This window comes from Streptomyces sp. NPDC026538 (assembly GCF_055567535.1).
The window spans coordinates 272,219-291,346 of the sequence record NZ_JBVHQG010000005.1; the positions used below are offsets into that span (position 1 = coordinate 272,219).

General features: G+C 71.0%; 16 protein-coding genes. 11 read left to right on the forward strand and 5 right to left on the reverse strand.

The window, feature by feature from the left end; genetic code table 11:
• The first annotated feature begins 87 nt into the window (after window positions 1-87).
• Window positions 88-963 (forward strand): biotin--[acetyl-CoA-carboxylase] ligase, encoded by an 876-nt coding sequence (locus tag ACZ4N4_RS21720; protein ID WP_467591101.1) that lies wholly within the window; start codon window positions 88-90, stop codon window positions 961-963.
• 483 nt (window positions 964-1,446) lie between these two features.
• Complete coding sequence (locus tag ACZ4N4_RS21725) at window positions 1,447-2,556, forward strand: adenylate/guanylate cyclase domain-containing protein (protein ID WP_450754597.1); 1,110 nt, start codon at window positions 1,447-1,449, stop codon at window positions 2,554-2,556.
• Here ACZ4N4_RS21725 and ACZ4N4_RS21730 read toward each other — a convergent pair.
• Entirely contained in the window at window positions 2,553-3,101 is a 549-nt protein-coding gene (locus ACZ4N4_RS21730) for a hypothetical protein (protein ID WP_467591104.1), read from the reverse strand. The genes ACZ4N4_RS21725 and ACZ4N4_RS21730 overlap by 4 nt on opposite strands.
• 210 nt (window positions 3,102-3,311) lie before the next feature.
• Between ACZ4N4_RS21730 and ACZ4N4_RS21735 the strand changes: the two genes are divergently transcribed.
• From ACZ4N4_RS21735 to hutH, 3 genes are all read left to right on the forward strand, one after another.
• Window positions 3,312-4,106, forward strand: a complete 795-nt coding sequence (locus ACZ4N4_RS21735) for an enoyl-CoA hydratase/isomerase family protein (RefSeq protein ID WP_453568864.1) — start codon at window positions 3,312-3,314, stop codon at window positions 4,104-4,106.
• Window positions 4,107-4,242: 136 nt separating this feature from the next.
• Window positions 4,243-5,385, forward strand: coding sequence for a GGDEF domain-containing protein (locus ACZ4N4_RS21740; protein ID WP_453568863.1), 1,143 nt, complete (start codon window positions 4,243-4,245; stop codon window positions 5,383-5,385).
• A gap of 102 nt (window positions 5,386-5,487) precedes the next feature.
• On the forward strand, window positions 5,488-7,026 hold the full coding sequence (hutH, locus tag ACZ4N4_RS21745; protein WP_453569197.1) for a histidine ammonia-lyase: 1,539 nt from the start codon (window positions 5,488-5,490) through the stop codon (window positions 7,024-7,026).
• Between the two features lie 474 nt (window positions 7,027-7,500).
• Here hutH and ACZ4N4_RS21750 read toward each other — a convergent pair whose 3' ends face one another.
• On the reverse strand, window positions 7,501-8,283 hold the full coding sequence (locus ACZ4N4_RS21750) for a hypothetical protein (RefSeq protein WP_467591109.1): 783 nt from the start codon (window positions 8,281-8,283) through the stop codon (window positions 7,501-7,503).
• Between the two features lie 41 nt (window positions 8,284-8,324).
• Window positions 8,325-8,630: a hypothetical protein gene (locus tag ACZ4N4_RS21755; RefSeq protein WP_467591112.1), complete on the reverse strand. Its 306-nt coding sequence runs from the start codon at window positions 8,628-8,630 to the stop codon at window positions 8,325-8,327.
• Between the two features lie 109 nt (window positions 8,631-8,739).
• On the opposite strand from ACZ4N4_RS21755, the gene ACZ4N4_RS21760 reads away from it, so the two are divergent.
• The 5 genes from ACZ4N4_RS21760 (at window position 8,740) to ACZ4N4_RS21780 (ending at window position 16,704) form a co-directional block, all read left to right on the forward strand.
• The gene (locus ACZ4N4_RS21760) at window positions 8,740-9,087 is read left to right on the forward strand and encodes a hypothetical protein (RefSeq protein ID WP_453568857.1); all 348 of its coding nucleotides are present in this window, start codon (window positions 8,740-8,742) and stop codon (window positions 9,085-9,087) included.
• A gap of 223 nt (window positions 9,088-9,310) precedes the next feature.
• Window positions 9,311-10,555, forward strand: coding sequence for a L,D-transpeptidase (locus ACZ4N4_RS21765; RefSeq protein WP_467591115.1), 1,245 nt, complete (start codon window positions 9,311-9,313; stop codon window positions 10,553-10,555).
• A gap of 135 nt (window positions 10,556-10,690) precedes the next feature.
• Entirely contained in the window at window positions 10,691-12,187 is a 1,497-nt protein-coding gene (locus tag ACZ4N4_RS21770; RefSeq protein ID WP_467591117.1) for an ABC transporter permease, read from the forward strand.
• A gap of 266 nt (window positions 12,188-12,453) precedes the next feature.
• Window positions 12,454-13,137 carry an ABC transporter ATP-binding protein gene (locus ACZ4N4_RS21775; RefSeq protein ID WP_453568851.1) on the forward strand — a complete coding sequence of 228 codons (684 nt, stop codon included), beginning with the start codon at window positions 12,454-12,456 and terminating at the stop codon, window positions 13,135-13,137.
• 258 nt (window positions 13,138-13,395) lie between these two features.
• Window positions 13,396-16,704, forward strand: a complete 3,309-nt coding sequence (locus tag ACZ4N4_RS21780; RefSeq protein WP_467591121.1) for a S8 family peptidase — start codon at window positions 13,396-13,398, stop codon at window positions 16,702-16,704.
• 129 nt (window positions 16,705-16,833) lie between these two features.
• Here the strand turns inward: ACZ4N4_RS21780 and ACZ4N4_RS21785 are convergent, their stop codons facing one another.
• Entirely contained in the window at window positions 16,834-17,730 is an 897-nt protein-coding gene (locus ACZ4N4_RS21785) for a helix-turn-helix domain-containing protein (RefSeq protein ID WP_453380618.1), read from the reverse strand.
• Window positions 17,731-17,900: 170 nt separating this feature from the next.
• On the opposite strand from ACZ4N4_RS21785, the gene ACZ4N4_RS21790 reads away from it, so the two are divergent.
• A complete protein-coding gene (locus ACZ4N4_RS21790) occupies window positions 17,901-18,944 on the forward strand; it encodes an NAD(P)-dependent alcohol dehydrogenase (protein ID WP_467591125.1) in 1,044 nt (347 codons plus the stop codon).
• 1 nt (window position 18,945) lies between these two features.
• Here ACZ4N4_RS21790 and ACZ4N4_RS21795 read toward each other — a convergent pair whose 3' ends face one another.
• Entirely contained in the window at window positions 18,946-19,074 is a 129-nt protein-coding gene (locus tag ACZ4N4_RS21795) for a hypothetical protein (protein WP_467591817.1), read from the reverse strand.
• Window positions 19,075-19,128: the final 54 nt, after the last annotated feature.

Below are 19,128 nucleotides of genomic sequence, written 5' to 3' on the forward strand. Positions count from 1 at the left end.
CAAAAGGGGGGACGGTTACTCATCCGTAGCGTAGTGGGGCACCTACCAAACGGCAGTGCGGCGTACAACACACCTAGGGTGGCTTGCATGACGCCGCGAGATGCAGCAGACGAGAACAACAATCGCTGGTCCGACCTGGACCGTCCACCGCTCGGGGCGGCGGGGCTGCGCAGGGCTCTGGTGCGGGACGGCGGCCATGGCGGCCTCTACTGCGACATCGAGGTCGTGCAGCGCACCGGCTCCACCAATTCCGACCTGGTGGCGCGGGCCCTCGCGGGGGACGCGGACGAGGGCGCCGTGCTCGTCGCCGAGGAACAGACCTCCGGGCGGGGCCGTCTGGACCGCCAGTGGACGGCTCCGGCCCGCTCCGGCCTGTTCTTCTCGGTGCTGCTGAAGCCGGCCGAGGTGCCGGTGGCCCGCTGGGGCTGGCTGCCGCTGCTGACCGGGGTGGCGGTGGCGACGGGGCTGGCCCGGGCGGCCGGCGTCGATACGGCACTCAAATGGCCGAACGACCTGCTGGTGACCGTCGGTGACGAGGAGCGCAAGGCCGGGGGCATCCTGGCGGAGCGGGCCGGCGAGGACGCCGTCGTGGTCGGCGTCGGTATCAACGTCACGCTCCGAGCGGAGGAGCTGCCGGTGCCGCAGGCGGGGTCGCTGGCGCTGGCCGGCGCCGCGACCACGGACCGGGATCCGCTGCTGCGGGCGGTGCTGCGGTCGCTGGAGGACTGGTACGGGCGCTGGCGCGCGGCGGGCGGCGATCCGGCGCGCAGCGGGCTCCAGGAGGCGTATGCGGCGGGCTGCGCGACGTTGGGGCGGACGGTCCGGGCCGAGCTGCCGGGGGACCGGTCGCTGGTCGGGGAGGCGGTGGCCGTGGACGGGGACGGACGACTGGTGATCGCCACGGAGGCGGGCGTGCAGGAACCTGTCGGGGCGGGCGACATCGTGCACCTACGGCCGGCGTGAGCCGGTGTGGCGGGGGCGGGGTATCGCTCACGTCATTTCGAGCGGCACGACCGCCTACGGCGACGACGGGCCCCGTTGGAGCGCGGGGCTGTGCCCGATTTGCGGCCACCCCCGCGGGGGCGCGCTCGGCCCCCGTCGGCCCGGCAGGTGGGATCCGGGCCGTCCGTGCTCGGCTTCGCTCGAGCTGGGGCACCCGCCCCGAGCGGCACGACTGCCCGCGGTTGCGACGGCCCCGTAAGGGGCGCGGGGTTGTAATTGATTTGCGGCCACCGCCGCGTGGGCGCGCTCGGCCCCCGTCGGCCCGGCAGGCGGGATCCGGGCCGTCCGCGTCCCCTGGCGCGGGGGTCCGGGGGGCGTAGCCCCCAGGGAACGCCGGCGGGGCGACCTGACATCGGCCCACCTCACGAAGTGAGCTACCGCACAGCTGCCGTAGAGTTGAGGCCGGTCGATACGTGACCGCGGCAGATCGGAAGGGCAGCAGGCGTGACCGTCGACGACACGGGCTCCGGCGAGGGCGCGGACGCCGCCGACTCCGGCGAGGACCCGCTCGCCCTGCGCCTCGAAGGCCTGATCCTCGGTGCCGAGCGCCGCTACACCCCGTTCCAGGCGGCCCGCAGCGCCGGCGTCTCCATGGAACTGGCCTCGAGGTTCTGGCGGGCCATGGGCTTCGCGGACATCGGGCAGGCAAAGGCGCTCACCGAGGCCGACGTGCTGGCCCTGCGCCGGCTCGCCGGTCTCGTCGAGGCGGGCCTGCTCAGCGAGGCCATGGCCGTGCAGGTGGCCCGGTCGACCGGGCAGACCACCGCCCGTCTGGCCGAATGGCAGATGGATTCCTTCCTGGAGGGCCTGACCGAGCCCCCCGAGCCGGGCATGACCCGCACCGAGGTCACGTACCCGATCGTCGAACTGCTCCTGCCCGAGCTGGAGGAGTTCCTGGTCTACGTCTGGCGCCGTCAGCTCGCCGCCTCGGCCGGCCGGGTCGTGCAGTCGGCCGACGACGAGGAGATGGTCGACCGGCGGCTGGCCGTCGGCTTCGCCGACCTGGTCGGGTTCACCCGGCTGACCCGCCGGATGGAGGAGGAGGAACTCGGCGAGCTGGTCGAGGCCTTCGAGACCACCGCCGCCGACCTGGTGGCGGCCCGCGGTGGCCGGCTCATCAAGACCCTCGGCGACGAGGTCCTGTACGCCGCCGACGACGCCGGCACGGCCGCCGACATCGCGCTGCGCCTGGTGGAGACCATGGGCCACGACGAGACGATGCCGGAGCTCCGCGTCGGCATGGCCTTCGGCACCGTGACCACCCGAATGGGCGATGTCTTCGGTACGACCGTGAACCTGGCCTCCCGGCTGACGTCCATAGCCCCGCGGGACGCCGTGCTCGTCGACTCGGCGTTCGCCGAGGAACTGATCCGCTCCGGCGAGGCGCCCGCCTCGGAGGCGGAGGCCGCCGAGGCAGCGGCCACCGCCGAGAAGGAGGGCGAGGAACCCCCGACGTACCGCTTCGCGCTCCAGCCGATGTGGCAGCGCCCGGTGCGTGGCCTGGGCGTGGTGGAGCCCTGGCTGCTCACCCGCCGCGACGGGGAGCCGTCCTAGCGGCGACCGGCCTGTATCAGTGGGTCCACGCACAGTCCGACGACGGGCAGGCAGACACCGTCGCCCGGCGGACGGGTACCGGGCGTGGAGGTCGGGGTGGGGGTCGTGGCCGGGGTGCTGGTCGCCGGAGCCGGCGCGGTGCCGGCCGGTCGTGCCGGGCTCGTCGGGATGGTGGTCGGGACCGTGACGGTCCTGGCGGGCGGTGCGCTGGGTGAGACCGACGCCGGTGCGGACGGCGTGGCGGACGGCGTGGCCGTCGGGGTCCGGCTCGTGCCGCCCATGACGGTGGCCGCCGAGGCGGTGGCCGTGCGGACCGGACCGAGGGTGGCGGCCGCGTTCGCCGACCGGTCCGTGGCGTCGGCGGTCGGATCCAGCCGGGGCTCCGCCTCCGCGGTGCCGGGCGTGCCGACACCGCCCTCCGGGACGATGCGTACGAGGCTCAGCACCCCGGCGGCCAGTGCGAGACCTCCGGCGGCGAACAGCACCTTGCGGGGGCGGGGCTTGCGGTGCCGCCCCCGGCGGCCGACTGACGGCGTTTCTGTCATGACGCTCCCTCCCCGCTGCGCGCCCCCCGATGCGCCGTGGCGAGCGCACGTTATGCGCTTCCATGGGGTGTGCGCCGGGAGTCTCCCGGGATGTCACCCGAACGAGGGTCTCCGGAGGTGGTCGATGCCCCTTTCCCCGAGCCGGGCCCGGCTGCGATGATCGTGCGGTTAACAAGCGTTAACGCGAGTGCGAGTCGAGCGGAGGGTGCCATGAGCGAGGAGCGGTACGGGGAGTTCGTGCTGGTACGACGCCACGGTCACGTGGTGGAACTCGTACTGGACCGGCCCAAGGCCATGAACGCGGTGTCGGCGGACATGGCCCGCTCGATCGTGGCCGCGTGCGCCGCGCTGGGCGCCGACCGGGACGCCCGGGTGGTGGTGCTGACCTCCTCGCACGAGCGGGCGTTCTGCGTCGGCGCCGACCTCAAGGAGCGCAACTCCATGACCGACGCGGAGCTGGTCCGGGCGCGGCCGCTGTCGCGCGGGGCGTACACCGGCGTACTGGAGCTGCCGATGCCGACGGTCGCCGCCGTGCACGGCTACGCGCTCGGCGGGGGCTTCGAGCTGGCGCTGTCCTGCGACGTGATCGTGGCCGACGGCACGGCCGTGGTGGGCCTGCCCGAGGTGTCGGTGGGCGTGATTCCGGGCGGCGGCGGTACGCAGCTGCTGCCCCGCCGGGTCGGCGCGGCCCGCGCGGCCGAGCTGATCTTCTCGGCGCGCCGGGTGGAGGCGCCGGAGGCGCATGAGCTGGGCCTGGTCGACCAGCTGGTGGAGACGGGCCAGGACCGGGACGCGGCGCTGGCGCTGGCGGCACGGATGGCGGCGAACTCGCCGGTGGGGCTGCGGGCGGCGAAGCGGGCGCTGCGGCTCGGGCACGGGCTGGACCTGCGGACGGGGCTGGAGGTCGAGGACGCGGCATGGCGGTCGGTGGCGTTCTCGGGGGACCGTGCGGAGGGCGTCGCGGCGTTCAACGAGAAGCGGAAGCCGGAGTGGCCGGGGGAGTGAGGTGCGGGTGGGCCGGGGCGCGGGGAACCGCGTGATCGGCCCCATCGGGCCGCGCCCCGGGACGGCGCAGGTCGTCGCTACACCTGTTCGCCGCACCAATGTCCCGAATGAGCCCAAACCTCCCTAGCCTGGAGTAATGGGTGAGGACATACGGCTCGCCGCCGTCGTGGCGCTGGCTCAGGGCATGGCTGCGGCTCACACCCCACACGAGTGCTGGCGCGCCGCCGCGGCCGGGGCCTGCCGTGCCCTGGACGGCAGCTTCGCCGCGCTCTCCGTCTGGGAGCGCGACCTCGGCCGGCTGCGGGTCCTCGTGAACGTCGGGGAGCGCGCCCCGGACGAGGAGGAGTTCCCGGAGGCCGAGGCCTACCCGGTGCACCAGTTCCCCGAGATCACCGAGTTCCTCCACGAACGCTGGGCGGGCGGCGGCGGCCCCAACGCCTGGGTGGAGACGGCCGAGGGTCCCGCCGCCGGCCGCCCCGGCTACTCGCACCGGCGGGTCGACGCCCTGCGCCGCAGGGGCCGCGGCTGCTGCCTGGTCGCGCCGATCCTGCTGCACGGCAGGGCGTGGGGCGAGCTGTATGTCGCCCGCGCCGTCCAGACCCCCGTCTTCGGTCACGGCGACGCCGACTTCGCCACCGTCCTGGCCTCCGTGGTCGCCGCCGGGATCGCCCAGACCGAGCGTCTCGAGGAGGCCCGCCGGCTGGCGTACACCGACGCGCTCACCGGGCTCGCCAACCGCCGTGCCGTCGACGTACGCCTCGACGAGGCGATCGACCGGCACCGCGCGGACGACGCCGTGGTCAGCCTGGTCGTCTGCGACCTCAACGGGCTCAAGCGGGTCAACGACACCCAGGGGCACGCCGTCGGCGACCGTCTTCTCGAACGGTTCGGCTCGGTCCTGTCCCTGTGCGGGGCGATGCTCCCGGGTGCCCTCGCCGCACGGCTCGGCGGGGACGAGTTCTGTCTGCTGGTGGTCGGCCCGCAGGCCGACGACGTGGTCAAGGCGGCCGACGAACTCTGCCGCCGGGCCGGGGAGCTGGAGCTGGGGGAGGGGGTCGCGTGCGGGGTCGCCTCGACCGCGGACCCGATCGGGCCGGTGCGCTCGGCCCGCCGCCTGTTCCGGCTCGCCGACGCCGCGCAGTACCGCGCCAAGGCGCTCCGCGCGGAACGGCCGGTGGTGGCCGGGCGGGAGGGGCCGGACGATCCCGTCGTCCGACTGGCCGACGCGCCCCCGCCGGAACGGGCCGAGCGGCGCAGCTTCCGGGGCCGGCGGTCATGACCGTACAGCTGTTTACGCAGAAGTGACCTAGAAGTAAGGGGCAACCCTGCACCCCACTAGTGACAGCAGCTGCATTCACTGCGTACGCTCCTGAATATGGATATGCACACTGTGGTGGTGGGGACGTCCGGTGTCACCGCGTCCGACGTCCTCGCCGTGGCGCGCGGCGGCGCCCGCGTCGAACTGTCGGCGGAGGCGGTCGCGGCGCTGGCGGCGGCCCGGGAGATCGTGGACGCGCTGGCGGCCAAGCCGGAGCCGGTCTACGGCGTGAGCACCGGCTTCGGCGCTCTCGCGACCCGGCACATCAGCCCGGAGCTGCGGGCCCAGTTGCAGCGCAACATCGTGCGCTCGCACGCGGCCGGCATGGGGCCGCGGGTGGAGCGCGAGGTCGTACGGGCCCTGATGTTCCTGCGGCTGAAGACCGTCTGCTCCGGACACACCGGTGTGCGTCCCGAAGTCGCCCAGACCATGGCCGACGTGCTGAACGCCGGAATCACCCCGGTCGTGCACGAGTACGGCTCCCTCGGCTGCTCCGGCGACCTGGCGCCGCTGTCCCACTGCGCGCTCACGCTGATGGGCGAGGGGGACGCGGAGGGCCCGGACGGCGTCGTCCGCCCCGCCGGTGAGCTGCTCGCCGAGCACGGGATCGCGCCCGTCGAACTGCGCGAGAAGGAGGGGCTCGCGCTCCTCAACGGCACCGACGGCATGCTCGGCATGCTGGTCATGGCCCTCGCCGACCTGGACATGCTCTACAAGTCCGCCGATGTCACAGCCGCGTTGAGCCTGGAGGCGCTGCTCGGCACGGACAAGGTGCTCGCGCCCGAGCTGCACGCGATCCGCCCGCACCCCGGGCAGGGCGACAGCGCCGCCAACATGCTCGCCGTGCTCAAGGGCTCCCAGCTCACCGGGCACCACCAGGACGACGCGCCGCGCGTCCAGGACGCGTACTCGGTGCGGTGTGCTCCGCAGGTCGCCGGGGCCGGTCGGGACACGCTCGCGCACGCGCGCCTCGTCGCCGAGCGGGAGCTGGCGTCGGCCGTCGACAACCCGGTCGTGCTGCCCGACGGGCGGGTCGAGTCCAACGGCAACTTCCATGGCGCGCCGGTCGCCTACGTCCTCGACTTCCTCGCCATCGCGGTGGCCGACCTCGGGTCCATCGCCGAGCGCCGGACCGACCGGCTGCTGGACAAGAACCGCAGCCACGGGCTGCCGCCGTTCCTGGCGGACGACGCGGGCGTCGACTCGGGCCTGATGATCGCCCAGTACACGCAGGCGGCGCTGGTCAGCGAGCTGAAGCGGCTCGCCGTGCCGGCGTCGGCCGACTCGATCCCCTCCTCCGCGATGCAGGAGGACCATGTCTCCATGGGGTGGTCGGCGGCGCGCAAGCTGCGGACGGCCGTGGGCAATCTGGCGCGGGTCATCGCCGTCGAGCTGTATGCGGCGACCCGGGCGATCGAGCTGCGGGAGGGGCTGACGGCGGCGCCGGCTTCGCTGGCCGTGATCGAGGCGGCGCGCTCCGCGGGGGTGCGGGGGGTTGGGCCCGACCGGTACCTGGCGCCCGACCTCGCGGCGGCGGAGGAGTTCGTGCGGGGCGGAGCGCTCGTGGAGGCCGTCGAGAAGGTGACCGGGGCGCTGCGGTAGGCCTCGGCCGCATCGTCGGGTGCGGGTGTGTGGGGGCTGGTCGCGCAGTTCCCCGCGCCCCCAGGATGCGGAGTTGCCCGCGCCCCCAGGATGCGGAGTTCCCCGCGCCCCCAAGATGCGGAGTTCCCCGCGCCCCCAGGATGGGGAGTCTCCCGCATCGTCGGGTGCGGGTGTGTGGGGGCTGGTCGCGCAGTTCCCCGCGCCCCCAGGATGCGCAGTTCCCCGCGCCCCCAGGATGCGGAGTTCCCCGCGCCCCCAGGATGCGGAGTTGCCCGCGCCCCCAGGATGCGGAGTCTCCCGCATCGTCGGGTGCGGGTGTGCGGGGGCTGGTCGCGCAGTTCCCCGCGCCCCCAAGATGCGGAGTTCCCCGCGCCCCCAAGATGGGGAGTTGCCCGCGCCCCCAAGATGGGGAGTTGCCCGCGCCTCGAGATGCGGAGTTCCCTGCGCCGCCGAAAGGGCGCGGGGAACTGCGTGTTACTTCAGCTTCGCTGACTGGGCCTTGATCACCGGGGGCGGTACCGTGTACGTCTGTCCGGCCATCATCGCCCCGATGTTCATCGTGAAGTACGTCGCGAGCGTGTTGCCGTGGCGTACCACCTCCGCGTGCAGGGGGCCCTTGTCGCCGTCCATGTCGGTGACCGCCGTGAACGCCACCGACTCGTCGCCGGCGCCCGAGGGCTTGGTCGCCGTGACCTTCGTGACCTTCTGCTCGTCGCCGGCCGCGCCGCCCGTGAAGCCGCTCGCGCAGTCCTTGACCGCCGCCGAGAGGGCCTTCAGGGCCTGCTGCGCGCCCTTCCCGTCGTACGACGACAGGTCGAGGGACGTGACGTCCAGGTTCAGCGAGTCCTTGAGCGCGTCCTCGAACTTTCCGTCGGCCATGTCATCGAGGGAGGTCGCGTCGTCGGTCGGGTCCTTCTTGTCCTCGCGGACCGTGCGGCCGATCTCCGCGGGCGCCTCGGCCGGTGCGAGGCCGGTGAGGACGTAGGCCAGCGGGCGGCACTTCTCGTCGCTCGCCTTGATCTTGCTGCGGGTCGGCGCGGCCTCGCCGATCGCGTTGACCTTGTAGCCGTCGACCTCGCCCTGCGCGAGAATCTGCTGCTTCAACTCAGCGGCGCTCGACGCCTTGACGCTGGAGGCGGAGTCCGTGGTGGCGGACGGGTCCTCGGAACTCCCGTCGGAGCAGCCCGTGATGAGGGCGAGGGACAGTGCGCCGCCGGCGGCGAGGGTGCACATCCGCAGGGCCGATGATCTCTTCATGAGGGGACTCTGAGTCCCCGGTCAAGGATCGGTCAAGTTGTTTAAAATTCCAGCCGTTCCCGGCGGACCGAGTACACCACGAACCCGGCGCCGACGGCGAGGAAAAGGGTGCCGCCGATGACGTACGGCGTGGTGTCCGGGCTTCCGGTGTCGGCGAGTTGACCGGCGTCCCCGGTCGCCTCGGACAGCGCCTTGGCCTGCTGGGTGACCTGTGTCGCCGTACTCTCCGACGTGCCGGTTCTCGCCGGGGTGTCCTGGGACGCGTTGGCGGACGGGACGAACCACAGCGCGCACAGGAGCGTGCCTGCGGCGGTGGCGGTCAGCAGCGGGCGGCGAACGGATGACACGGAATATCGATCCCCTTGTGACGCTGGCGAATTGGCCGTGTGGGGCGATGTTAGTGAAAATCGCGGGTCACGGGAAAGTCACAGGAGGTTTCGGCCGTACGCTCCCGGCATGAGCACTCCAGAGACATCACGTTTTGTGCGGCTTCGAGTGGAGCTGGTCCTCGAAGTCGAGGACGCCGACGAGGTCACCAAGGCCGCGCTGCAGCGGATCGCCGAGGACGCCGAGCTGCCCGGCGAGGAGCGTGCGCACGCCGAGAGCGCTGTGACGGAAGACACCGCCGAGGCCCTTGCCTATCTCGTCGACCCGTTCGACCTGGTCAGCGAGGTGCCCGGAGTCGAACTCCAGCAGGCCTCCTGGTCCAGCGAGCAGGTCTCCTACGATCCGGATTCGCCGGACTGGGACCTCGACGAGGATGATGGCGAGGGCGACGACGAGGAAGAGGACGGCATCGGCTGAGCGTTCCGGGGAACCAGTGACCCCGGACGGCGACCGCCGTCCGGGGTTTCGTCGTCTGAGACAGCGCACGGACCGACCCCTGCCGCACCGCCCGCCCCGGCGGACGTGGTGTGCCCCACACCTCCCAGGAATGTGGAACGGGACGAAGCGGCCGTAGCGTTGAAGGTTCTTGACGGGGACTCTCGGTGTGTTCGCGGACTCGGCAACGATGGAGAAGCGTGTGATGACGGACAGTAAGCGGCGCAAGGGCCTGATGGCCGCGTCCGCACTGCTCGGCGGTGTGCTGGTGCTCACGGCGTGTTCCGGAAGCGACGACAAGGCGTCCGGCAGCGGTGAGAGCTCGCAGGCCCAGTCGGATCAGGCGGCGGCGAAGAAGTCGTCCCAGGCCGACATCACGATCACGCCCAAGGACGGTTCGGACAACGCCTCCATCAACAACTCCGCGGCCGTCACCGTCAGCAAGGGCACGCTCACGAACGTGACGATGACGACGGCCGACGGCACCGCGGTCGCCGGCGCCCTGTCCGCCGACAAGACGACCTGGAAGCCCTCCACCCAGCTGGAGCGGTCCACCACCTACAAGGTGGACGCCGAGGCCAAGGACTCCGCCGGTCTGGTCGCCCACGAGAACGCCTCCTTCACCACGGTCTCCCCGGCCAACAGCTTCATAGGCACCTTCACGCCGGAGGACGGCTCGACCGTCGGCGTCGGCATGCCCGTGTCGATCAACTTCGACAAGCAGATCACCGACAAGGCCGCCGTCCAGAAGGGCATCACGGTCACCTCCAGCAGCGGCCAGGAGGTCGCCTGCCACTGGTTCTCCACCCAGCGCATGGACTGCCGTCCCGAGGACTACTGGAAGGAGAACTCCACCGTCACGCTGAAGCTCGCGCTCGACGGTGTGCAGGGCGCCTCCGGTGTCTACGGCGTCCAGCAGAAGACGGTCACCTTCCACATCGGCCGCAACCAGGTCTCCTACGTCGACGCCAAGACCAAGGAGATGAAGATCACCCAGGACGGCAGGACGGTCAAGACCATACCGATCTCTGCGGGTTCGCCCGAGAACAAGACGTACAACGGCGTCATGGTGATGTCCGAGAAGTTCAAGGAGACGCGCATGAACGGCGCGACCGTGGGCTTCACCGACAGCGACGGCAAGGGCGAGTACGACATCAAGGACGTGCCGCACGCCATCCGCCTCACCAGCTCCGGCACCTTCCTGCACGGCAACTACTGGGGCGCCAAGTCCATCTTCGGTGCCGTGAACACCAGCCACGGCTGCGTCGGCCTGTCCGACACCAAGGGCGCCAACGACACCAGCACGCCCGCCTACTGGGTGTACAGCCACTCGATCGTCGGTGACGTGGTGGTCATCTCCAACACCGGCGACAAGACCGTGGCCCCCGACAACGGCCTCAACGGCTGGAACCTGAACTGGGCCGCCTGGAAGGCCGGTTCGGCCGTCTGACGCACAGTCGCCACACAGCTCGCCGATGCCGCCCCCAGGGGCGGCATCGGCATTTCTGGGGCCCGCCACAGCCTTCTCATGCTTCTCTTATTTCGGCCTTATCGAGCCATCACGGTGCGTCCCTACCTTGCGGTCATGTTCTTCACCTACCTGAGGCGCGAACTGCGCCGCCGCAGAAAGGCGGCTCTCGTCGTCGCCTCCGGCCTCGCGCTGGGCATCGCACTGGTCATCGTGGTCAACTCCGTGTCCAACGGCATGGGGAAGGCGCAGGACAAGGTCCTCCAGTCGCTGTACGGCCTGGGTACGGACATGACCGTCACCAAGGCCGCGTCGGCGTCCACGAGCGCCTCCCAACGGCCCCGCTTCAACTTCGACGCGCAGAACAACGGCTCGTCGAGCACGCAGAGCAGTGACCGCGTCATGGTGCAGGGTTTCACCACCCTCGCCTCCACCACCGTCACCAAGGTCGGCGGCCAGAAGGGCGTGGCGACCGCGGTCGGCGGGCTGAACCTCAACGTGGTCAAGATCAGCGGCCAGTTCACCCGGGGTCAGTTCCAGCAGAACCAGGGCTCCGGCGGCAACCAGCAGGGCGGCCAGGGCCAGGGCAACGGCGGGGGCACCGGCGCCCCGCAGGGTGAGGTCCGGGGCGGCGGCGCCAACTTCGACGTCAACTCGTACACGGTCTACGGCACCGACGTGACCCAGACCGAGGTCGGCCCGCTGACCTCGTCGAAGATCACCAGCGGTCGTACCTTCAAGACGACCGAGACCGACGCCAAGGTACTGGTCGCCGACTCGGCGTACGCCAAGGAGAAGAAGTACAAGGTCGGTTCGACCGTCACCATCAACAAGGTCAAGTACACGATCATCGGCATCGCGACGGCCGACAGCGGTGACGCGGCGGCCAACCTGTACATGCCCCTGAAGCAGGCGCAGACGCTGGCCGACGAGAAGAACAAGGTCACCACGATCTACGTCAAGGCGACCGACTCCAAGCAGATCTCGGCCGTCAAGTCGACCATCCAGAAGAACGTCTCGGGTACGACGGTCACCACCTCCGCCGACCTCGCGGACACCGTCTCCGGCTCCCTCTCCACGGCGTCCTCGCTCGCGACCAACGTCGGCAAGTGGCTGTCCATCGCGGTGCTCGTGGCCGCGTTCCTGGTGGCCGGACTGCTGACCTCCTCCGCGGTCTCCCGCCGGGTCCGCGAGTTCGGCACGCTGAAGGCGCTGGGCTGGAAGTCCCGCCGGGTCACCGGTCAGGTCATCGGTGAGGCCATGGTCAACGGCCTGGTCGGCGGCGCGCTCGGTATCGCGCTCGGTCTGGCGGGCGCGTACGTCGTCACCGAGATCAGCCCGACCCTGGACGCCTCCCTCGGCGGCGGTGGCGGCGGCAACGCGGGCGCCGCTCCCGGCGGCGGTGGCGGCTTCGGCGGTGGCGGTGGCGGCGGCTTCGGCGGCGGGCGGCAGGCCGCGAAGACGCTGGAGGTCGCCCTGACGGCACCGGTCAGCGTGACGACGATCGCGGTCGCGGTGGGTCTGGCGGTGGCCGGCGGCCTGATCGCGGGTGCGTTCGGCGGCTGGCGCGCGTCGAGGCTGCGGCCTGCGGATGCGCTGCGGCGAGTGGAGTAGCCGGCGCCGGTTGTGGCTGGGGCGGGGGGGTGTCGCTTACCGGCGCCGGCAGGGTGCCGCCGCGCCCGCCCTCCCCCGCTCTCGGCTTCGCTCGAGCGGGGGGACCCCCATCGCCCCAGCAGCACGACTGCCCGCAGCTGAGTGAGCTGACAAGGCGCCCGCGACTGCAGCGCCCCGTAAGGGGCGCGGGGAGCTGCGCGACCAGCCCCCCACCCACCCGCAGCCAATGACGAAGCCGCCCCCCTCCAAACCCTCCAGGAGCCACCATGTACGAACTCAGAAGCGTCACCAAGCTCTACTCCCGCGGCAAGGACACCGTCCGCGCCCTCGACGGCATCGACCTCACCATCTCCGACGGCGACCGCCTGGTCATCCAGGGCCCCACCGGCGGCGGCAAGTCCACCCTCCTGCAGATGCTCGGCGGCCTGGACCGGCCGACCTCCGGCGAAATCGTCCTGGACGGCACCGACCTGGCCAAGCTCTCCGAGACCAAGCTGACCCGGGTCCGCAGCGAGAACATCGGTTTCGTGTTCCAGTCCTTCAACCTGATCCCGACGCTCACCGCCCAGGAGAACGTCGAGACCGCCCTCGTCCCGCTCGGCGTCAAGGCCAGGGAAAGGCGGGAACGCGCCGCCGAGGCGCTGACGTCGGTCGGCCTCGGCGAGCGCCTCGGCCACCTTCCCGGCGAGATGTCCGGCGGCCAGCAGCAGCGCGTCGCCATCGCCCGGGCCCTCGTCAAGCAGCCCAAGGTGCTGCTCGCCGACGAGCCCACCGGCAACCTCGACGAGGGCATGCGCGACGAGATCATGGACGTACTGGAGCGCATGTGGAAGGAGCACGGGCTGACCTTCATCATGGTCACCCACGACTCCGCGATCGCGAGGAAGGCCCCCCGGCTGGCGACCATCCGCAAGGGCAAGATCACCGTCAAGGAGAACGCGGGCGCGTGAAGTGCGTCACTGGCTGACGCCACCTAACACCGAACTCCCGCGCACAACCGCGCAGTTGGGTAACAGTGTCCACCCCGGCGCGTAACAGTTCTCCTGTACTCCTCTTACCGGTCTCTCATCTCTTGAGCCCGCTGATCACCCCCCGGCATACTCCGTATTCCGGGGGGTTGACGTATACACGTACGGGACTGCCTCCGGCCGGGTGAACGGGGAATTCGCCCGGGACACCGTCTCCCAGGGGGAGTCTTGCGCAGACAAGTGAAAAGAGCTGCCGCGGCCACGGTGGCCACGGCGGCAGCCGTCGCTCTCGCCGCAGGCATGACCAGCCCGGCGTCGGCGAAGCCGGAGCAGCGCGCCGCCGCGGCCTCCGCGGCCGCTTCATCGGTCGCCGGCAGGCACCACGTCACCCTGATCACCGGTGACCGGGTCGCCCTCGACGCCAAGGGCCGGGTCGTCGGCCTGGAGCGGGCCGAAGGACGCGAGCACATACCTTTCCAGATCCGCAAGGCCGATGGCCACACCCTCGTCGTCCCCGGTGACGCCGTGCGGCTGGTCGCCTCCGGCAAGCTGGACCAACGGCTCTTCGACGTCACCGAGTTGAACAAGGCCGCGACCCGCAAGGCGCAGAAGAACGGCCTGAAGGTCATCGTCGGGTACCAGGGCGCGGCCGGTGCCGCCAAGGCCGACGTCCGCGACGCCGGCACCCTGCGGCACAGCCTCAAGACGCTCAACGCCGACGCCGTGCAGACCCCGGTCAAGGACACGCCGGAGCTGTGGGACGCGGTCACCAACGGGGACAAGGCGGCCTCCGGCATCGCGCACGTCTGGCTCGACGGCGTCCGCAAGGCCAGCCTCGACAAGTCCGTGCCGCAGATCGGCGCGCCCAAGGCGTGGGCGGCCGGTTACAACGGCAAGGGCGTCAAGATCGCCGTCCTGGACACCGGTGTCGACACGACCCACCCGGACCTCAAGGACCAGGTGATCGAGTCCAAGAACTTCAGCACGGCGGCCGACGCCTCGGACCACTTCGGGCACGGCACGCACGTCGCCTCCATCGCGGCGGGCACCGGCGCCAAGTCGCACGGCAAGTACACCGGTGTCGCGCCCGGTGCGAAGATCCTCAACGGCAAGGTCCTGGACGACACCGGCTCCGGTGACGACTCCGGCATCCTGGCCGGCATGGAGTGGGCGGCGGCCGAGGGCGCCGATGTCGTCAACCTCAGCCTGGGCGGCTACGACACCCCGGAGATCGACCCGCTCGAAGCCGAGGTCAACAAGCTCTCCGACGAGAAGGGCATCCTGTTCGCGATCGCCGCGGGCAACGAGGGCCCCGAGTCGATCGGTTCGCCGGGCAGCGCGGACGCCGCGCTCACCGTCGGCGCCGTCGACGGCAACGACAAGCTCGCCGACTTCTCCTCCACCGGCCCCAGCGCCGAGGGCACCATCAAGCCGGACGTCACCGCGCCCGGCGTCGACATCACCGCGGCCGCGGCCAAGGGCAGCCTCATCGACCAGGAGGTCGGCGAGAACCCGCCCGGCTACCTGACCATCTCGGGCACGTCGATGGCGACCCCGCATGTCGCCGGCGCCGCCGCGATCCTGAAGCAGGAGCACCCCGACTGGGGCTACCAGCAGCTGAAGGCCGCGCTGACCGGCTCCGCCAAGGGCGGCAAGTACACGCCGTTCGAGCAGGGTTCGGGCCGTATCGCCGTCGACAAGGCCATCAAGCAGACCGTGGTCGCCGACCCGGTGTCGGTGAACTTCGGTGTGCAGCAGTGGCCGCACACCGACGACACCCCGGTCACCAAGCAGCTCACCTACCGCAACCTCGGCACCAAGGACGTCACCCTCAGCCTCACGGCGAGCGGTACCGACCCCAAGGGTGCGGCCGCCCCGGCCGGCTTCTTCAAGCTGGGCGCGACCAAGGTGACCGTCCCGGCGGGCGGCACGGCCGCCGTCGACGTCACCGCCAACACCAAGCTGGGCGGCACCCTCGACGGCGCCTACTCGGCGTACGTCACGGCGACCGGCGACGGCCAGAGTGTCCGCACGGCGGCCGCGGTGCTGCGTGAGGTCCAGTCGTACAGCGTCACCGTCAAGCACATCGGGCGCGACGGCAACCCGACCGGTGTCTACAACACCGCCCTGATGAGCTACTCGGGCCTCGGCGACGGCCGCGCCTACGCCGTCCCGACCGCCGGCTCCGGGACCGCCACGATCCGGGTGCCCAAGGGCACGTACCTGCTCGACGCCTGGATCGCGAAGGACCTCACCACCTTCGACGGCGGTCTCGACTGGCTGGTCCAGCCCAAGCTGAGCGTCACCAGGGACCTCACGGTCACCATCGACGCCCGCACCACCAAGGCGGCCGACATCACCGTGCCGGACGCCCAGGCGAAGCCGGGCTCCGCGACGATCGACTACATGTACGACCCGGCGGGCATCGGGTTCGGGGTCGGCTTCGACACCTTCGACAAGATCCGGATGGCCCCGCTGGGCGGTGAGGTCGCGAGCGGTCTGACCCAGACCTGGAGCGGCCAGTTCACCAAGGGCGACCGCGAGGAGTACGACGTCGCCACCAGCGCCCAGGTCAGGAAGATCCAGGGCGACAAGGTCCGGCACTTCAAGGCCGGCGAGTTCGCCACGGTCAAGAACACCCTCGGCGCCTCCGCTCCCGGCAAGACCGGCTCGGTCAGCCCGTGGGGCATCGTCGGCGAAGACGTGGTGATGGGCGGTGAGGGGGAGCAGAAGCTGCCCAGCGCCCGTACCGTCCATGTCTCCACCGTCGACGGCGCCCTGTGGGGCTTCGACTTCGCCCAGTTCAGCGGCCATGACGCCCAGGGCCTGCCGATCGCCGACGCCTTCTACACGAGCGACCCGCAGCAGTACAAGGCGGGCAAGAGCTACCAGAACACCTTCAACAGGGCGATCTTCGGTCCGCATCTGACCAACGAGTTCGGTCTGTACCGCGACGGAAACCAGATCTACGGCATCGTCCCGCTGTTCTCGGACAGCGCCAAGCACGCCGGGTCCTCCGACTTCCTGTCGGTGAACACCACCCTGTACCGCAACGGCACCAAGGTGGGTTCCAACAAGGACCCGCTGTTCGGTGACGGCTCCTTCACCGTGCCGTCCGCCGACGCCGAGTACAAGCTGACCACCTCGGTCATCCGCTCGGTCAGGGTCGCCGCCGCCTCCACCCGGATCGACGCCAGCTGGACCTTCCACTCGAAGAAGTCGGCCGGCGCCGCCCCGCCGGCCAAGCTCCCCGCCTCCACCGTCCACTTCGGCGCCAACACCGGCTCGGACAGCCGCGTCGCGGCGGGCAAGACGGTCACCTTCCCGGTCACCGTCGAGGGCGCGGCCGCCGGCCGCAACCTGAAGTCCCTCTCGGTCTACGTGTCGTACGACTACGGCCAGACCTGGAAGAAGCTGACGGTCAGCCACGGCAAGATCACCGTCAAGAACCCGGCCAAGGGCAAGGCCATCTCGTTCCACGCCAAGATCGCCGACAAGAAGGGCAACAAGTCGACGATCTCCATCTACAACGCGTACTACGCCAAGTGAGCCGTAGCCGCGGAGCGGCCGGGCACCGGGTGGACCGCCACTGGGCGGACTGCCGCTGAGTGGATCCACAGCGAGCGGCCCGTCGGAAGCGCTGCTTCCGGCGGGCCGTTCCGCATGCCCGGGGTCAGGTCAGGGGGCGGGGGCGACGCGGGTCGCGTCCGTGCCCCAGCTGGCCAGCAGCCGCAGCGCCTCCGCCGACGCCGAGCCAGGCTCCGCGTGGTACGTGACCAGGGACTGGTCCGGGTCGTCGGGCATCCGGAACGACTCGTAGCTGAGGGACAGCTCGCCCACCAAAGGGTGGTGCAACCGCTTCACCCCGTGGCTCTTCTCCTTGACGTCGTGCGTCGCCCACAGCCGGCGGAACTCCTCGCTCTTCACCGAGAGCTCGCCGACCAGCGCGGACAGCCGGGTGTCGTCGGGAAAGCAGCCCGCGTCCATACGCAGCAGGCAGACGATGTCGATCGCCTTCTGCTCCCATTCGACGAAGAGATCGCGGTACTCGGGCCGCAGGAACACCAGCCGCGCCCAGTTGCGCTCCGTGACCGGCAGCTCCGACCAGTCACCGAAGACCGCCGCCGCCATCCCGTTCCACGCCAGGATGTCCGAGCGGCGCCCCCCGATGTACGCGGGCACCCCGTCCATCGCCTCCAGCAGCTGCCCCAGCGCCGGCCGCACCTGCTGCGGCCGCGCCGACGCCTTCTTCTTGTGCTGCTTGCCCTTGGCCAGGTGCATGAGATGCGCGTGCTCGGCGTCGGACAGCCGCAGCGCGCGGGCGATCGCGTCCAGCACCTCCGCCGACACGTTCCGCCCGTTGCCCTGTTCCAGGCGCGTGTAGTACGCCACCGAGACGCCGGCCAGCTGCGCCAGCTCCTCGCGCCGCAGCCCCGGCACCCTGCGGTGCCGCCCGAAGTCCGGCAGCCCCACGTCGCCGGGGAGCAGCCGGGCCCGCCGGGTGCGCAGGAACTCGCTGAGCTCGGCACGCCGGTCCAGCGGCGGGGAGGGGGAGGTCGGGGGCTGCTCTTCCATACGTCCAGTATTCACGGTCGTACGCACGCGAACCTGACCCCGCCAGTGGTAGGCACGCCAGACGTACGCAGAGGCGGGGACTGGGTGGCGGACGTAGCGTGAGGGAGCCTGGATGTGTGCCCGGGAAGAAGGCGACCGGGTACGAACACACCCCTAGGAGAACCCCCCTCATGACCACTGTTGCTGCTTACGCCGCGCCCGCCGCGAAGGCCCCGCTGGAGCGGACCACGATCGAGCGGCGCGCGGTCGGTGAATTCGACGTCCTCATCGACATCGAGTTCGCCGGTATCTGTCACTCCGACATCCACCAGGCCCGCGAGGGCTGGGGTACCGCGATCTTCCCGATGGTGCCCGGGCACGAGATCGCGGGCGTCGTCTCCGAGGTCGGCCCGGGTGTCACCCGGTACGCGGTGGGGGACCGGGTGGGCGTCGGCTGCATGGTCGACTCCTGCCGCGAGTGCGACAACTGCAAGGCCGGTCTCCAGCAGTACTGCACCGGCGGCGGTCCGACCTGGACGTACAACGCCGTGGGCAAGGACGGGCAGCCGACCTACGGCGGCTACTCGCAGAAGATCGTCGTCGACGAGAACTACGTCGTCCGCATTCCCGACGGCCTCTCCCTCGACGTCGCCGCCCCGCTGCTGTGCGCCGGCATCACCACGTACTCCCCGCTGAAGCACTGGAACGCGGGTCCCGGCAAGAAGGTCGCGGTCGTCGGCCTCGGCGGCCTGGGCCACATGGGCGTCAAGATCGCCGCCGCCCTCGGCGCGGAGGTCACCGTCCTGTCCCAGTCGCTCCGCAAGAAGGACGACGGCCTGAAGCTGGGCGCCACGGACTACCGGGCGACCAGTGACCCGAAGACCTTCGAGGACCTCAAGGGCACGTTCGACATCATCCTCAACACGGTGTCGGCGCCGCTCGACTTCGACGCGTACCTGTCGCTGCTGCGCACCGACGGCGCGATGGTGAACGTCGGCATCCCGGAGGAGCCGGTGCACATCCTGCTCTCCTCCGTCTTCGGCAACCGTCGCGTCCTGAGCAGCTCCGGCATCGGCGGTATCCAGGAGACCCAGGAGATGCTGGACTTCTGCGCCGAGCACAACCTGGGGGCGGAGATCGAACTGATCAGCGCCGACCAGGTCAACGAGGCCTACGAGCGGGTCGTCAACAGCGACGTCCGCTACCGCTTCGTGATCGACACGGCGACGATCTGAGTCACCGTCTCTGCTTCCGGCCGAGGAGCCAGAGCGGATAGGGACCGCCGGCCAGGGAGGTGAGCGCACCCACCGGGATCTCCAGCGGAGGTACCAGGGTGCGCGCCACCGGGTCGGCGGTCACCCGCACCAGGCCGCCCGTCAACGCCGAGCAGACCAGCGGCAGCTGAGGCGTGCGGGTGAG

What these genes read in the sequence shown, in the direction of transcription:
- ACZ4N4_RS21785 (WP_453380618.1), bottom strand. Translation starts at nt 17,730, where the DNA reads ATGGAAGAGCAGCCCCCGACCTCCCCCTCCCCGCCGCTGGACCGGCGT.
- ACZ4N4_RS21730 (WP_467591104.1), bottom strand. Translation starts at nt 3,101, where the DNA reads ATGACAGAAACGCCGTCAGTCGGCCGCCGGGGGCGGCACCGCAAGCCC.
- ACZ4N4_RS21735 (WP_453568864.1), top strand. Translation starts at nt 3,312, where the DNA reads ATGAGCGAGGAGCGGTACGGGGAGTTCGTGCTGGTACGACGCCACGGT.
- ACZ4N4_RS21765 (WP_467591115.1), top strand. Translation starts at nt 9,311, where the DNA reads ATGACGGACAGTAAGCGGCGCAAGGGCCTGATGGCCGCGTCCGCACTG.
- ACZ4N4_RS21750 (WP_467591109.1), bottom strand. Translation starts at nt 8,283, where the DNA reads ATGAAGAGATCATCGGCCCTGCGGATGTGCACCCTCGCCGCCGGCGGC.
- hutH (WP_453569197.1), top strand. Translation starts at nt 5,488, where the DNA reads ATGCACACTGTGGTGGTGGGGACGTCCGGTGTCACCGCGTCCGACGTC.
- ACZ4N4_RS21770 (WP_467591117.1), top strand. Translation starts at nt 10,691, where the DNA reads ATGTTCTTCACCTACCTGAGGCGCGAACTGCGCCGCCGCAGAAAGGCG.
- ACZ4N4_RS21760 (WP_453568857.1), top strand. Translation starts at nt 8,740, where the DNA reads ATGAGCACTCCAGAGACATCACGTTTTGTGCGGCTTCGAGTGGAGCTG.
- ACZ4N4_RS21790 (WP_467591125.1), top strand. Translation starts at nt 17,901, where the DNA reads ATGACCACTGTTGCTGCTTACGCCGCGCCCGCCGCGAAGGCCCCGCTG.
- ACZ4N4_RS21720 (WP_467591101.1), top strand. Translation starts at nt 88, where the DNA reads ATGACGCCGCGAGATGCAGCAGACGAGAACAACAATCGCTGGTCCGAC.
- ACZ4N4_RS21740 (WP_453568863.1), top strand. Translation starts at nt 4,243, where the DNA reads ATGGGTGAGGACATACGGCTCGCCGCCGTCGTGGCGCTGGCTCAGGGC.
- ACZ4N4_RS21775 (WP_453568851.1), top strand. Translation starts at nt 12,454, where the DNA reads ATGTACGAACTCAGAAGCGTCACCAAGCTCTACTCCCGCGGCAAGGAC.